Source organism: Undibacterium sp. GW821-FHT07F11, assembly GCF_059418665.1.
Window position 1 is genome coordinate 217,362 of sequence record NZ_JBWKQH010000002.1, and the last position, 15,426, is coordinate 232,787.

Here is a 15,426-nt window from a genome sequence, read left to right on the forward strand (position 1 = left end):
CAAAGGCGAACCTCAAGAGTTCGCCTTTGCCATTTCAACATACGCTGCAATCAGAAACTTGCGTGCAGGCTGACACGCAAGGCACGAGGTGAACCGGGTGTGATATTGCTGTTGCTATTGGCAAAAGCATAGTATTTTCTATCCAGCAAGTTCTCTACATTCACCTGCACATTCATCGTTTTATTCGGCCCATAATATACAGCGCCATCCAGGCGACTAAAGCCCGGCACAGTCACTGCATTATCCGTCGCCGCAAAGATCGCACTGCGATACACAATCCCCAGACCAGCTCCCCAAGCGGGATTGAAGTCGTAGCGATTCCATAAGGATGCACTGTGCTGTGGCACCTGTGCCAATGTCGCACCTGCCAATACAGTGGCCGACTGAGTCTTGGTAATCTTTGCATCCTGATAGGCGTAACCGCCCATGATGCTCCAATTGCGGTTGATTTTCCCATTGAATCCCACCTCCAAGCCTTTGCTGCGCTGACCATCCACCAGGATAGTCTTGCTGTTATCTGCCGGATCTGCAATGGCAACATTGCTACGATCAAGTTGATAAATGGCTGCACTGGCCGTCAGGTCAGGATTAATATCCCATTTGAGACCCAGTTCCAGATTCCTGAATTTTTCTGGATCCAGGTTTTTATTGCTCAGGCTCAAAGAGGACAATTGATCTCCGGCTCGCGGTACAAAGGCCAGGCTGTAACTGGCATAAACCGCTACTTCCTTGACCGGTTTGAATACCAGACCAAGACGTGGAGAAACAGGTGTATCTGTGGTTTTCAGATTTTCTGCCGTGCGCTTGTTGGTGAAATCCACGTCGAAGCTGTCGCGACGCAAACCAGCCACCAATTGCCATTGCGGCGACAATATCATCTGGTCTTGCAGATAAACTGACTTGCTGGTGACTGTACCGCTGTTACTGGCATCCGTCATAGATGGCCTGAAAGTCACTGGCGTATTTGCCATTGGGCTGGATAATGGCACATTGATGGACGTAATATTAGGGCCGAGGGCAAGGAAATAAGCAGTGTTGCGCAAGTTATCGGTTTCCTGACGGCCCAACTCCAGACCGGCCACAAACTTGTGGCTTATACCGCCCGTGTTCAAACCAAAGATCAAATCAGTCTGATTAAAGAAGTTCTTGCGCCGGGTTGCATTGTTATAACCAGACAGAGCAACCGTCGTGCCAGCAGTATTCAAAGTGCCTGGCACGATGTTTTGATAAAACTTGTCGTATTCAGCGTAGCGTGTGCGGTTACGCAGATTCCATCCCTGACCAAAATCATGGTCAATAAGCGCAGACAGGGCGTCGACCCTGGCCCAGGTCGTATTGATGTCGGGATTACCAAAAAAAGTGCCTGCATCTGTATCCAAAGGACGTCCCTGATAGGATGGTACACCACGGTCAGCGGTTCTTTCATCCTTGAAATGTTCGTAGGCGACAGCAAGCAAAGTATCACTGCCAAGACGCACTGAGAGGGATGGATTCACACCCGATCGCTTGAGTTTGAAGCCCTGGCGATAACTGCCAGAATCTTCAACGACAGCATTGATGCGCAAGGCTGTATTATCGGTAATACCCTGGCCCACGTCAGCCGTCATGCGACGATGGTTCCATGATCCCAAAGTGATACTGGCCTCACGCACATCACGCCATTCAGGCTGCTTGGTGACGCGGTTAATGATGCCACCAGAACCACCACGACCAAAAATCATTGCATTTGAGCCCTTCAAGGCTTCAACACTATCGATATTGTAAAAATCCCGGTAATACTGCACGTCGTCACGGATGCCATCCACATAAAAATCGCCAGTGGAACTATTACCGCGGAACACCGCCGTATCGCGATTCCCCTCCCCCTGCGCTGCAACGATACCAGGCACATAGCGGACGACATCACCAAGGCTTTGCATGCTTTGGTCGCGGATCAGGTCTTTACTGATAACAGTCACGGCCTGAGGCGTGTCCAGCAACAAGGTATCAGTTTTGGTGGCTGTTATTGTCGACTTGGCGCGATAAGTTTTCTCGGTGCTACTGGTGATCTGCACTTCTGGTAAGGCGGATTCAGGTGTCTGCGACTGGGCAAAGACGGGCAAAATTACACTGCTGAGCAAAGCAGCTATAGGGGTCAGGCAGGCTTTCATGAACTTCCTTGCATATCAGTTAATCTACTGGCTGGCTGATAGACAAGGCTATTGGCTAGCTAATTTTTGATTTCCCATCATAAATGCGAATCAATATTATTTGCATTGACATCGATCAAGCGATCTCTATCGCATGAAAAATGGTAAATATATTTCCAGATTTGCTTTTCAATTGTGAACTTTCAGACCAAAATATGGCCTCAAGTGCAAGGGGTAATATCACTACGCAGAAAATATGCGTTTCTGTATTAATGGGCGCCAATGCATATTAAATAAACAATAAGTCACACGCCCCTGCATTTGTGACACATTCATCAATCCAAACTGGACCACTAACCATGCATAAACATCTTGTTCGCAACTTGTTCGCTGTTGCATTGACTCTGCCAAGCTTTGCCTTTGCCGCTCACCCCAGTGAGACGGAAGCAGACCGCTGGAATTTAAATGACATGTATCAGACCAAGGCTGATTGGGATAAAGACGCAATGACACTGGAGGTTCAGTTAAAACAGTTTCAAACCTGCAGCGGCCATCTGGGTGACAATATTGCGCGCTTCAAGACTTGCCTGGATTTGAATGCTGACTTGTGGAAGCGCTATGCCCGTTTGTCCAGCTATGCATTCCAGTTCCGCGATCAGGATACTGGTGACAATGCCGGTGCAGACCTGGGCCAGCGCTCGGACATTTTGGGCAGTAAAGTGGAAGAAGCAACGTCCTTCCTCAGGCCAGAAATTTTGAGTATAGGTGCAAAAAAAATACAGGCTTTCCAGACCAAAGAAAAAGGTTTGAAAATCTATGAGCATCAACTGGATGATATCTTGCGCTCCGGCAAGCATACTCTGGATAAAAAAGGTGAAGAAATTGTTGCTACATTTGGCATGGCAACCAATACTGCCAGCGCAGTGTATTCCACCTTGTCAAATGCTGATATGCCCTGGCCCAAGGTCAAATTATCGACGGGTGAAGAAGTACGCATAGACCAGTCTGCCTATACCAAATACCGCGCGGCCCCCAACCGTGCTGACCGCCAGCTGGTATTTGATACATTCTGGGGCAAGTGGAAAGAATTTGAACGCAGCTATGGCGTTACTTTTTACGAACAGTTGAAGCGCGATTCGGCGTATGCCAAGATACGCAATTATCCAGATTCCTTGACGCAGGCACTGGACAATAACAAGTTGCCACGTGAAGTTTACGACATGCTGGTGACGCAAACCCGTGCCAATCTCCCTACCCTGCACCGCTACTTCAAATTACGTGCCAAACTGCTAGGTGTAAAAGATTTGCGCTATTTCGATATCTATCCACCACTGGTATCTGGCGATTTCAAATACCCTATTAAAGACGGCGTCAAACTGGTGCTGGAATCAGTCAAACCACTCGGTGATGACTATGCCAAGGCCATGACCAAAGCCACGACTGAGCGCTGGATGGACGTCTATCCTCGTCCACGCAAACGCTCGGGTGCTTACATGAATGGCGCAGCCTATGACGTGCACCCCTATCTGCTGTTGAATTACAACGATGATTATGAATCTGTTTCAACTCTGGGGCATGAATGGGGCCATGCCATGCATTCCTACCTGGCCAATAAGCATCAGCCATTTATCAGCGCAGACTACCCCACTTTCACGGCAGAAATTGCTTCAACCACCAATGAAGTCTTCTTGCTGGACCACATGCTGAAGATTGCCAAGAGCGATGACGAGCGCCTGCTATATCTGGGTTCTGCACTGGAAAACCTGCGTGGTACATTCTTCCGCCAGGCCATGTTTGCCGACTTTGAGCGTGAAGTACATGCCAAGGTGGATAAAGGTGAATCCCTGACTGGTGAAGCACTGTCGAAAATCTATGGCGACATTCTGAAAAGCTATCATGGTGACAGAGAAGGTGTCATGAAGATAGATGATACTTATGCCGTAGAATGGGCGTATATTCCCCATTTCTACAATCGCTTCTATGTATTCCAGTACGCCACTTCCATCGCTGCCGGATCCATGTTTGCAGATGAAATCCTGAAAGGCCAAACTGGTGCCAGAGATAAGTATCTGAATATCCTGAAATCTGGTGGGTCAGCTTACCCATATGAACTGGTCAAGAGCGCAGGTGTTGATCTCGCCTCGCCTGCCCCTTATCAGGCAGTGTTCGTACGCATGAATAAGATCATGGATCAGATTGAAGCGATACAGGCAAAACGTTAATACATCAAGCAAGCATCAAGTAAGTAAGTCAGACAGAAGCTGAATCAAAAGCTGGATAAGTTTCTGAATATGAAAAAACCCTGCCTCTCGCCAACTCTGGCGAGAGGCAATTTATTTTCAAAGTAACGGAAGAAAAATGCAAAAGAAATTCTTATTTCTAAGCTTGGCAATTCCTGCCCTGTCCTTCGCGGCAGAAGGTATGTGGACCATGGACAATTTGCCAGTCAACAAGCTGCAGGCAGAATACGGCTTCAAGCCCAGTGCAGAATGGATTAAAAATACCATGTTGAGCTCGGTCAAGATGCCGGGTTGTTCTGGTTCTTTCGTCTCCAGGGATGGCCTGGTCATGACCAATCATCATTGCGCCTCCAACTGTATAGAGCAATTGTCGACTGCAAAACAAAATTATGTAGAAAACGGCTTTCTGGCAAAGAAGCGTGAAGAAGAGCAAGTCTGTCCAGCACTGGAATTAAATCGCCTGGAGGATATCAGCGACGTGACAGACGACATCAAAAAAGCCACTGCAGGTCTTGAAGGCGTAGATTTCAAGCAGGCACAGAATGCCATCTATGCCAAGTTGACGTCTGCCTGCGTGAATGAAGACAAAGAGAAAACCCGCTGTGATATCGTCGATCTTTATCATGGTGGCCGCTACCATCTGTATAAATACCACCGCTACGCCGATACCCGCCTGGTATGGGCGCCAGAAAAAGCCATCGCCTTTTTTGGTGGAGACCCTGACAATTTCAATTTCCCGCGCTACGATCTCGACATCACCATGTTGCGTGTATATGAGAATGGCAAACCGGCTGATATTAAAAACTTTTTCCCTTTCAGCAAAACCGGGCCACAAGAAGGTGAAATGACTTTCATCACTGGTCACCCAGGCTCGACCCAGCGTCAATTGACCATGGCACAATTGAACAGCTTGCGAGATATAGGTCTTATCGATAACCTGCAACATTTGGCAGAGTTGCGTGGCGTACTCACACAGTACCGCAAAACCAGCCCGGAAGCAGCACGCACTGCCGATCACCTGTTGTTCAGTACAGAAAATAGCTATAAAGCTGGCGTGGGCAGGTTAAAGACCCTGCTGGACCCGGAATTCATCGCCCGCAAGCAAGCAGAAGAAGCCGCCTTGCGCCAGTTTGTTGAATCCAAACCTGAACTCAAGGCGAAAGTCAGTGGCGCCTGGGATGCGATTGCGAAAGCGCAGGAAAGCTATCGCCAGTTACATAGAATCTCCAGCATGACAGAGGCTGGTGCTGCGTTCTCCAGCGATTATTTCCGCATCGCCCGTAACCTGGTCAGGGCGGCAGATGAAAAAATAAAAAACAATGCAGATCGTCTGCCAGAATTTACCGATACGCGGCTGCCAGCTGTGCAGCAAATGGTATTTTCCACAGCGCCGATTTACCCTGAATTCGAAAAAATAAAACTGGCACATTCCCTGACCAAAATGCGTGAAGACCTGGGTACCAATCATGCATTCGTCAAACAGGTATTAGGCAAACTCTCGCCAGAACAGCTGACAGAAAAACTGGTCAGCAAAACCCGGCTGGCAGATATTGAATACCGCAAAACCTTATGGAATGGCGGCAAGGAAGCCATTGCACAATCTGATGACCCCTTCATCAAACTGGCACTGGCAGTCGATGCTGAATCGCGCAGTGTACGCAAGCGTATGGAACAGGAAGTGCAGACAGTTGTACAAAAAAATTCAGAATTGATTGCACAAGCCCGCTTTATCCAGACGGGCACCAGCGTGTATCCTGATGCCACCAGCACCCTGCGCCTGTCTTATGGCGAAGTCAAAGGCTGGCAGTCCGGAGAAAACACCGTCAAGCCCTTTACCAATTTTGCAGGAGCGTTTGAGCATGAAACAGGTGCCTATCCATTTGCCTTGCCTGCGTCCTGGCATGCTGCAAAAAGCAAACTGAATATGCAACAGCACTACAATTTCGTGACCAATAATGACATCATAGGCGGCAATTCAGGCAGCCCCCTCATCAACAAGAATGGTGAAATTGTCGGCCTGGTCTTTGATGGCAACATTCACTCCCTGGGTGGCGCGTTCTGGTTTGATGAACGCAGCAACCGTAGTGTCGCTGTACACAGTGGCGGCATACTGGAAGCAATGGACAAGATTTACCATGCCCAGGAATTGCTGAAGGAATTGAACGGCAAGTAATATTCACTGCAGTAAGAAACAAGAGAGCCGCGCTGGTACCAAGCAGTGTGGCTTTTTTATAAACATTCCCATTACAGACCAGCACTTTTGATCCTGATCAACAGCTCCCTCCCTGCTCCAAAGTAAAGTAAGGAAAAGAATAGTGAGGAGGCTCTTCATGTCAGCCAGAAATATCTACCCTGCTTCGCTGCGCATCATTCAGGACGAACATGAACATTTGTCTTCAGTCATACAAGGCATGCGCTATTTCGTCCGGCAAATAGAAAGCGGCGGCAATGCGCCTGATTTGAAAGTATTCCGGGCCATGCTGTACTACATCATGGAATACCCTGAAAAAGTTCATCACCCGAAGGAAGATCTGTACCTGTTCGCTAAAATCAAGGAGAGGACACATCAACTTGACGGTGAACTTGATGCCTTAAGCGAGCAGCACAGCAAAGGCGAACTGATGGCGCACAAACTATTTCATGCCTTGCTGGATTATGAATTTGGTGGAAAACCTGCTTTTGCGCAGTTCCGTGATCTGGTAGAGCAGTACGCCCTTTTTTACTTCGCCCACATGCGGGCAGAAGAAGAACGCATCATGCCTGTGGCCAGGCAAGTACTGAATGACAAGGATTGGAAAGAAGTTGACGCAGCGTTTCTGGAAAACCGCAAAATGCTGGATGATGCTGGCAATCGTTATAAATACGAGCAACTGTTCTCACTCATCGTCAACATCGCACCCGCACCTATCGGCGTTGGAGACCCTATCTAAGTAAAAACTAGCGCCGTGAAGACAGAACAATGCCACCAACGATGCAGATAAAAGCCAACGCATGAAACAAATGTGGCGTTTCCCCCAAAAATGCGGATGACATCAGGGCTGCAAACAACGGAGTCAGATTATTGAAAAAAGCGGCGATATTCGGCCCCACTCTTTGCACACCCAAGCCCCAGCAACGAAAAGCGATTACCGCAGGACCGACAGCGACAAAGGCCAGCGCAGCGAATAGCATGGGGCTCCAGTGTATGGACGGTTTGGTCACTGCCCATTCAGTTGCAGAAAATAAGCCTGACCACAATACGCCAAAGCTGACTTGCGCCAATAAGAAATGAGCCCAGTGATTGCGCAACTCACCATCGCTACCCCGCGTCAGCAGCCAGCTATACACTGACCAGGTGATGGTGGCAATGATCATGAAAATGTCACCAGGAACCAGATGTAGTGACAGCAATTGCCTTATTTCACCGCGGCTTAAAACAATCAACACACCGATGATAGACAATACTGCACCAGCCAATTGCCAACGCGAGACCTTGGCCTGAAAAAACAGGCTACCGACCATCATCATCCACACCGGCATGCTGGCAGCAACCAGGGTGACGTTAATCGGCGTAGAACTCTGCAAAGCCAGGTATTGCAAGGCATTGTACAAACCCACACCCAGCAAACCCAGCACCGCATAACGCCGCCAGTTACGCCACAAGATGCTGTCACGGCGATAGATATGGAAAGCCATGGGCAAAAGAATCAAGAAGGCCAATACCCAGCGTATGAAGTTCAGCGTGATAGGTGGCACCATCTCATGTATCATGCGCCCGACCACAGCATTGCCCGCCCAGAGCAAAGGCGGTATGACAAGCAAGAAAATTGTCGCAGGGTTCAGTTTATGATTCATGAATTTCAGCAGGTCTATAAAAAAAGCAGGCAGTATCAGGTGTATTAACCCGTCTGCCTGCCCTCAGCATACAACAAGCAAACAAGCTCTGCCTGCGGCCATGCAAATCCATCTCAAATGACAGCTAGCGCTGCAAACTCTCCCACACTTTTTGCAGGCGCTTGACGGACACTGGCATGGGAGTTCGCAACTCCTGGGCAAATAATGAAACCCTGAGTTCTTCCAGCAACCAGCGGAACTCCAGAAGTTTGGGATCAGCATCAATACCAGTCTTGCGTGGATGACGCTGCCAGGCCTGGGCCACGCTATTCCATTCAGCCAGCAACTTCTGGTCACGCGCAGGGTCGGCACGCAGTTTGTCCATGCGTACCGTGATCGCTTTCAGGTAACGTGGGAAATGCGACAACTGTGTGAAGTCATTTTCTGCGATAAAGCGTTTGGTCACCAGCATTTGCAATTGCGCCTGCATATCCGCAGCAGCTTGCGCATGCGCCTTGATACCCTGCAGCTTCTTGGGCAAGCCATGGTATTCGGCCAGTATCTGCGCGGCTGTGCGGGCAATTTCATTGGCCAGCAAATTCAATCTGGCCTTGCCTTCATCACGTCTTTTATTGAACTCACCTGAATTCGCAGGCAAAGGACTTTGCAAGAAAGCGCTTTCTATCGCCACCTGGATAATCTGGTCACGCAATTCTTCTTGTGAACCCAGCGCCATGAATTGCATGCCCATTTGCTGCAAGCCTGGGATGTTTTTTTCCAGGAACTTGATCTGCTCTTTTAATTGCAAGGCAAACAGGCGTCGCAAACCTACGCGATGTATGCGGCCTGCCTCATCCGGGTCATCAAACACTTCAATATGGCAATGCGTGAGTTTGTCCACCAGTGCCGGATAACCAATCAGAGTTTGCTTGCCTTGCTGGACTTCCAGCAATTCGGGCAGGCTGTCAAAAGTCCATGCAGTAAGGTTTTCTTGTTTGAATGCCGGTACGGCAGAAGCAGTCTGGACATTAGCAGTTGCAGGTTTTCCGGCATGACGGACCGACTTGTCTTCTGCTACAGGAGCCTGCCTGGTCACAACCGGACTTGTATCCAGCATGGCCAGTTTCTCGGCGCTGGCAATGCGCTGAAAACTCTCACGTGCCTGGCCACCAAATTCAGCCCGCAAGCTGGCCAGGTTACGTCCCATTTCCAGTTGGCGACCATGCTCATCAACAACTTTGAAATTCATCGTCAAATGGACGGGCACGGTCTCGAATTTGAAATCCGTGGTCTTGCACAGCAAACCTTTTTGTTCACGTATGTCGGCAATCACTGCATCGAGGAAATTGCCTTTGCCAAAATCATTGCGCTCACAAAAGCCAGCCGCATATTCTGGTATAGGTACACAATGGCGGCGTATTTTTTGCGGCAAGGACTTGATCAACAAATGCACTTTCTCTTTCAGCATGCCTGGCACCAGCCATTCACAACGGTCTGCGGATACCTGGTTCAATGAAAACAAAGGCACGGTCAGAGTCACCCCATCGCGTGGGCTGCCTGGTTCAAAGTGATAGCTGAGCTGCAAAGCCACGCCAGAGACTTGCATAGTCTTGGGGAATAAATCCGTGGTCACGCCTGCTGCTTCATGGCGCATCAGCTCGTCCTTGTTCAGGTACAAGAGTTTGGGGTTGGCCTTGGTCGCTTCCTTATGCCATTGTTCAAACAAGACTGCATTCCACACATCTGCTGGCAAGTGCTGATCATAAAAAGCCACGATCAGTTCTTCATCCACCAGCACATCCAGGCGACGTGATTTGTGTTCGAGGTTTTCTATCTCGCGCACCAGTTTCTGGTTATAGGCAAAGAAAGGCGCACGGGTATCAAACTCGCCTTCGACCAGGGCATCGCGGATAAACATCTCGCGTGCCTCAACAGGGTGCGTCAAACCATACTGGGTACGACGCTGGCTATACACGACCAGACCATACAGGGTGGCGCGTTCAAAGGCAGACACCTGACCAGCACGCTTTTCCCAACGGGGTTCACCATAGGATTTTTTCAGCAGGTGTTCGCCAATTTTTTCCAGCCATTCCGGATTGATCTGAGCGATGCAGCGGCCATACAGACGTGTGGTATCCACCAGCTCAGCCGCCATGATCCAGCGCCCGGCTTTTTTGGCCAGGGTAGAACCTGGCCAGATATAAAATTTGATACCACGTGCACCGAGGTAATGCGCTTCTTCATCCGACTTGTAACCTATATTGCCCAGCAAACCCGTCAACAATGACAGATGCAATTGCTCATAGGTGGCAGGCGCTTCATTCAAACGCCAGCCCTGTTCCTTGACGATAGTCAGTAACTGTGAATGTACTTCACGCCATTCACGCAAGCGCATCTGACTCAGGAAATTGGCACGGCAATTGTCTTGCAACTGGCGATTGGTTTTCTTATGCTCAATAGCATCTTCGAACCACGCCCAGATTTTCAGATAAGACTGGAATTCAGACTTTTCATCAGCAAATTTCTTGTGCGCCATGTCCGCAGCGGCTTGCGCATCCATAGGACGGTCACGCGGATCTTGCACCGACAGGGCAGCAGCAATGATCAACACTTCTTGCAAGGCCTGGTTGTCGCGCGCTGCCAGGATCATACGACCCACACGCGGGTCCAGCGGCAATTTCGCCAACTGCCTGCCCACCGGCGTCAATTGATTGACTTCGTCCATCGCCCCCAGTTCTTGCAAGAGCTGATAGCCGTCAGCAATCGCCCGGCCTGGTGGCGGTTCTATGAAAGGGAAAGTTTCAACATCAGTCAGGCGCAAGGACTTCATGCGCAAGATGACGGCAGCCAGTGACGAGCGCAAAATCTCTGGCTCGGTAAATTTTGGCCTTTGCAAATAATCCTGCTCATCGTACAAACGTATGCACACACCTGCAGCAACGCGGCCGCAACGACCTGCGCGCTGATTGGCAGCAGACTGGGCAACCGCCTCTATCTGCAATTGCTCGACTTTATTCCGGTAGCTATAGCGCTTGACGCGTGCCAAACCCGCATCAACAACATAGCGTATGCCTGGCACAGTCAGCGAGGTTTCCGCCACATTGGTCGCCAGAACAATACGACGCGCATTCGAGGTCTTGAATACCCTTTCCTGTTCTTGCGCCGACAAGCGGGCGAACAGTGGCAAAATTTCTACGTGTGGTGGATGATGTTTGCGCAAGGCCTCGGCAGCATCGCGAATTTCACGCTCACCAGGCAAAAATACCAGCACATCGCCAGAGCCTACACGGCACAATTCATCAACGGCGTCGGTAATCGCCGTCATCAAATCGCGTTCTTTATCTTTTTCTGTGTCCTGTATGGGGCGATAGCGCACTTCTACCGGGTACAAACGACCTGATACTTCGATCACGGGTGCTGGCTTTGGCTCGGCACCTCTGGTATCAGCAAAGTGATTGGCAAAGCGCTGCGCATCTATTGTGGCTGAAGTGATGATGATCTTCAGGTCACGCCGCTTGGGCAGCAATTGCTTGAGGTAACCGAGCAGGAAATCAATATTCAGGCTGCGTTCATGCGCCTCATCGATAATGATGGTGTCATATTGTTTTAACAGCGGGTCGGTCTGGGTTTCTGCCAGCAAGATACCGTCAGTCATCAACTTGACCGACGCACCCTTGCTCAGGGTATCGGTAAATCGGACTTTAAAACCTACATTTTCACCCAGCGGCGAATTCAATTCTTGCGCAATGCGCTTGGCGGTAGACGAAGCAGCGATCCGGCGCGGCTGGGTGTGGCCTATCAGGCCTTTTTGCCCGCGCCCCAGTTCCAGGCAAATCTTTGGTAGCTGCGTGGTCTTGCCTGAACCAGTTTCACCACAGACAATAATAACCTGATGCTTTTGCAAAGCCTCGGCAATTTCCGCTCGTTTACCGGATACCGGCAATTCTTCAGGAAAGCTGATCGGTGGCAGAGCATTGCGAAAAGGTAAAGCCGGTTCTTCCCTGGCTGACACGGCTGTCTTTTGTTTGTTATTGTCTTTGCCGCTTTCTCTGCCAGTTTCTGCACCAGCCACGCGTCGTGACTGAGGTCTTGACTGCTGACGAGATCCTTGAGTCCTTGCTTGCTGCACTCGCGCAGGGCGCACTTGTTCTGCACCACTATCGTTAAGATTGCGCGGTTTGTTTTCTGGCACTTCAGACTTCGCGGTGGTTTCACGCAATTGTTGTCGAAGCTCTCGCAATCCCGATAAACCATCTATCGCACCGGGAATTGCTTTTTTGGGGGAGTTTTTAGGTGTTTGATTTGAAGACATAGCGTTGCGCATTATCCCAGATTTTCACGCCGTGCAGGAAATGTTGCTTTGATTACCATGAAAGACCCGCTTGCATGCAGCTTTCATACAAACAAATACCTGTGCACATATTTAACAACAAGCGTGAATTCATATAAATAAATCCCCTCTTTATTTATCCTATAATGAAACGAATGCGAATCTGCCGCTGCACGCTACTGTCATTGTGCCCCACTTGTGTTCTGACTTGTGTACCAAGGTAAGTAGTCTAAGCATCACGGAAAGATGCATGTTCCAAATCCAGCTACGTGGAGGAGACAAAAAATGAAAACCTGGATAACACTGTTCTTCACTATTTTGCTCACTGCCTGCGCCAGCCAACCCAGCCAGAAAATAGGCCATCTGCAATTAAATGACCAGGGATTCGCACCGCCATCCAAAACAGTCAAGACTGACGATGTAATGGCGCTTAGTGACGAAATGCGCGTCTATCTGAAAAACGAGATAGGCTCACAATTAAGAGGCAAATCTCCACAAAAAGCTTTGTTCGATGCACTTTCAAGCAAAGGGCAGATAAGACTTGAATATGATGCCGAAATCACGCGCAATGCTGCGCAGGCATTCAGCGCACGTTCAGGTAATTGTTTGTCATTAGTCTTGATGACAGCAGCATTGGCAAAAGAACTTGGGATGGAAGTCCAATATCAAAATGTCCTTGTCGATGAATCGTGGAGCCGCAATAACGATATCTATTTTGCTGCCGGACATGTCAATATCGTCTTGGGCTATAAATCTGGATTCAGGAGTTTTACCCAGGAATATTCACAGTCCATGGTGATCGACTTTCTCCCCCCAAAAGACCTTCGCGGCCAACGATCGGAATTGATTAAAGAAGCAACCGTCATCGCCATGTATTTCAATAACCGGGCGGCAGAATCACTGGCACAACAACAAATCAACGACGCCTACTGGTTTGCCAGATCTGCCTTGATGAGTGATCCTGATTTTACGGCTGCCTACAATACCTTGGGTGTAGTTTACAGACAGCATGGTGATCTGGCATTGGCAGAAAGTGTATTCAGGCAAATACTGGGCAAAGATGCAGAAAATATCATGGCACTCAGCAATCTGATCGAGGTGTTACGCAAAACAGAACGCCGCGCAGAAGCGCAGGTTTACCTGAGCCGTCTGGAAAACTTGCAACCCTATCCCCCTTTCCATTTCTTCAACAAAGGTATGGCTGCCATGGAACGCGGTGACTATGTGGAAGCCAAGACACTGTTCAAACGCGAAATCAGGCGCGACCCCAACTATGATGAGTTTCACTTATGGCTGGCATTGGCACATTTAAGACTGGGCGAAACCCGGGATGCAGTAGATGAGCTGACACTGGCCAAGGCCAACAGCACAACCCGTAAGGCGCAAAATCTTTACGCCAGCAAACTGGAGAAAATCAAGGCAACATATTCGCACAATTGAAGAATTGCCAATAACCCGTCGCGCGCAATTGACAGTGCCTGACTTGAGGTTTTAGCTGCAATGACAACAATGTGGAAATCCGACCACGTTGTAATCCCATGCGCTTTTGCGTCTCAGATTATAATTGGCGGATGGAAAATCCCGTTCAATTCGTTCAATGGTTGCGCTCAGTCGCGCCCTACATTCATGCCTTCCGTGGAAAGACCTTTGTGGTCGCCTTTCCCGGCGAACTGGTCATGGCAGGCGCCCTGCCAGTTCTGGCGCAAGATTTATCACTTTTGCATGCGCTTGGCATCAAGATTGTCATCGTTCATGGTTCACGACCCCAGGTTGCAGAACAACTGGCCTTACGGAATGTAGAAGGCCGTTTTCATAATGGCATACGCATTACCGATACGGCAGCGCTGGAATGCTCGAAAGAGGCTGCTGGTGAGTTGCGCCTTGATATTGAAGCCGCGTTCAGCCAGGGCTTGCCAAACACGCCTATGGCCCACTCGGCGATACGTATCATTTCCGGCAATTTCGTCACGGCCAAACCGATAGGCATAGTCGGTGGAGTAGATTTTCAATTGACCGGCATCGCCCGCAAAGTGGCTTACGATACCATCCACCGCATCCTTGATGCCGGCAATCTGGTCTTGCTTGGCCCGCTGGGTTTCTCACCGACTGGCGAAGCTTTCAATTTGACGATGGAAGACGTTGCCGTTTCTGCTGCCACAGCCTTGCGTGCAGACAAGCTGATTTTCATTTCAGAAACACCGATGATGGTGGATCAGGATAATGATGAAATCCGCGAATTATCTTTCATGCAGGCGGAATTGGAATTAAAGGCCGGTTATTTGCCACTGGATTCGGCGTTTTATCTTGAGCATGCGATCAAGGCTTCACGCGGTGGTGTGCCACGTATCCATATTGTCCCATACAAGATGGATGGTTCTGCCTTGCTGGAATTATTTACCCATGATGGCGTGGGCACCATGGTGTCATCAGAAAACCTGGAAAGCTTGCGTGAAGCCACGATTGAAGATGTGGGCGGCATCATCAAACTGATAGAACCGCTGGAAGCCGATGGTACCCTGGTCAAGCGTGGTCGTGAACTGATAGAGCGCGAGATCAATTACTTCTCGGTCATCGAGCATGATGGCGTGATATTTGGCTGCGCGGCGCTATATCCGTTCCCGTTCGAAAAAATGGCAGAAATGGCTTGCCTGACCGTCAACCCGGACGTGCAAAGCCAGGGCGACGGTGAACGGATACTCAAGCATATGGAAAAACGCGCACGCCGCGCCGGTTTCCACAGCCTGTTTGTGTTAACGACACGCACCGCACACTGGTTCCTGAAGCGCGGCTTTGTCAGTGCATCGGTTGATGATTTGCCAAAAGACAGACAAAAAATGTATAACTGGCAACGCAAGTCTCTGGTTTTGATCAAGCAACTCTAGAGCATTGACCGTATAATTCAGGCTGTTTTCAA

General features: G+C 49.5%; 8 protein-coding genes. 5 read left to right on the plus strand and 3 right to left on the minus strand.

The genetic code is table 11. From position 1 onward, the window contains the following. Positions 1–50: 50 nt before the first annotated feature. Positions 51–2,150, minus strand: a complete 2,100-nt coding sequence (locus AC07OI_RS04775; protein ID WP_495256447.1) for a TonB-dependent receptor — start codon at positions 2,148–2,150, stop codon at positions 51–53. A gap of 338 nt (positions 2,151–2,488) precedes the next feature. On the opposite strand from AC07OI_RS04775, the gene pepF reads away from it, so the two are divergent. From pepF to AC07OI_RS04790, 3 genes are all read left to right on the plus strand, one after another. Then, positions 2,489–4,351, plus strand: coding sequence for an oligoendopeptidase F (pepF, locus tag AC07OI_RS04780; RefSeq protein WP_495256448.1), 1,863 nt, complete (start codon positions 2,489–2,491; stop codon positions 4,349–4,351). A 136-nt stretch (positions 4,352–4,487) separates the two neighbouring features. Then, on the plus strand, positions 4,488–6,542 hold the full coding sequence (locus tag AC07OI_RS04785; RefSeq protein ID WP_495256449.1) for a S46 family peptidase: 2,055 nt from the start codon (positions 4,488–4,490) through the stop codon (positions 6,540–6,542). Between the two features lie 157 nt (positions 6,543–6,699). Next, positions 6,700–7,299: a hemerythrin domain-containing protein gene (locus AC07OI_RS04790; protein WP_495256450.1), complete on the plus strand. Its 600-nt coding sequence runs from the start codon at positions 6,700–6,702 to the stop codon at positions 7,297–7,299. A 7-nt stretch (positions 7,300–7,306) separates the two neighbouring features. Here the strand turns inward: AC07OI_RS04790 and AC07OI_RS04795 are convergent, their stop codons facing one another. Beyond that, entirely contained in the window at positions 7,307–8,203 is an 897-nt protein-coding gene (locus AC07OI_RS04795; RefSeq protein WP_492702906.1) for a DMT family transporter, read from the minus strand. Positions 8,204–8,327: 124 nt separating this feature from the next. Then, positions 8,328–12,494, minus strand: coding sequence for an ATP-dependent RNA helicase HrpA (hrpA, locus tag AC07OI_RS04800; protein ID WP_495256451.1), 4,167 nt, complete (start codon positions 12,492–12,494; stop codon positions 8,328–8,330). A gap of 303 nt (positions 12,495–12,797) precedes the next feature. Here hrpA and AC07OI_RS04805 point away from each other — a divergent pair, with 303 nt between their 5' ends. Both AC07OI_RS04805 and argA read left to right on the plus strand, forming a co-directional pair. Further along, entirely contained in the window at positions 12,798–13,952 is a 1,155-nt protein-coding gene (locus tag AC07OI_RS04805) for a tetratricopeptide repeat protein (protein WP_495256452.1), read from the plus strand. A gap of 131 nt (positions 13,953–14,083) precedes the next feature. Next, complete coding sequence (gene argA / locus AC07OI_RS04810) at positions 14,084–15,394, plus strand: amino-acid N-acetyltransferase (protein WP_492702903.1); 1,311 nt, start codon at positions 14,084–14,086, stop codon at positions 15,392–15,394. Positions 15,395–15,426: the final 32 nt, after the last annotated feature.

Excerpts from the sequence above, each read along its gene's own strand:
- AC07OI_RS04775 (WP_495256447.1), bottom strand. The coding sequence starts at position 2,150 with ATGAAAGCCTGCCTGACCCCTATAGCTGCTTTGCTCAGCAGTGTAATT.
- pepF (WP_495256448.1), top strand. The coding sequence starts at position 2,489 with ATGCATAAACATCTTGTTCGCAACTTGTTCGCTGTTGCATTGACTCTG.
- AC07OI_RS04785 (WP_495256449.1), top strand. The coding sequence starts at position 4,488 with ATGCAAAAGAAATTCTTATTTCTAAGCTTGGCAATTCCTGCCCTGTCC.
- AC07OI_RS04790 (WP_495256450.1), top strand. The coding sequence starts at position 6,700 with ATGTCAGCCAGAAATATCTACCCTGCTTCGCTGCGCATCATTCAGGAC.
- AC07OI_RS04795 (WP_492702906.1), bottom strand. The coding sequence starts at position 8,203 with ATGAATCATAAACTGAACCCTGCGACAATTTTCTTGCTTGTCATACCG.
- hrpA (WP_495256451.1), bottom strand. The coding sequence starts at position 12,494 with ATGTCTTCAAATCAAACACCTAAAAACTCCCCCAAAAAAGCAATTCCC.
- AC07OI_RS04805 (WP_495256452.1), top strand. The coding sequence starts at position 12,798 with ATGAAAACCTGGATAACACTGTTCTTCACTATTTTGCTCACTGCCTGC.
- argA (WP_492702903.1), top strand. The coding sequence starts at position 14,084 with ATGGAAAATCCCGTTCAATTCGTTCAATGGTTGCGCTCAGTCGCGCCC.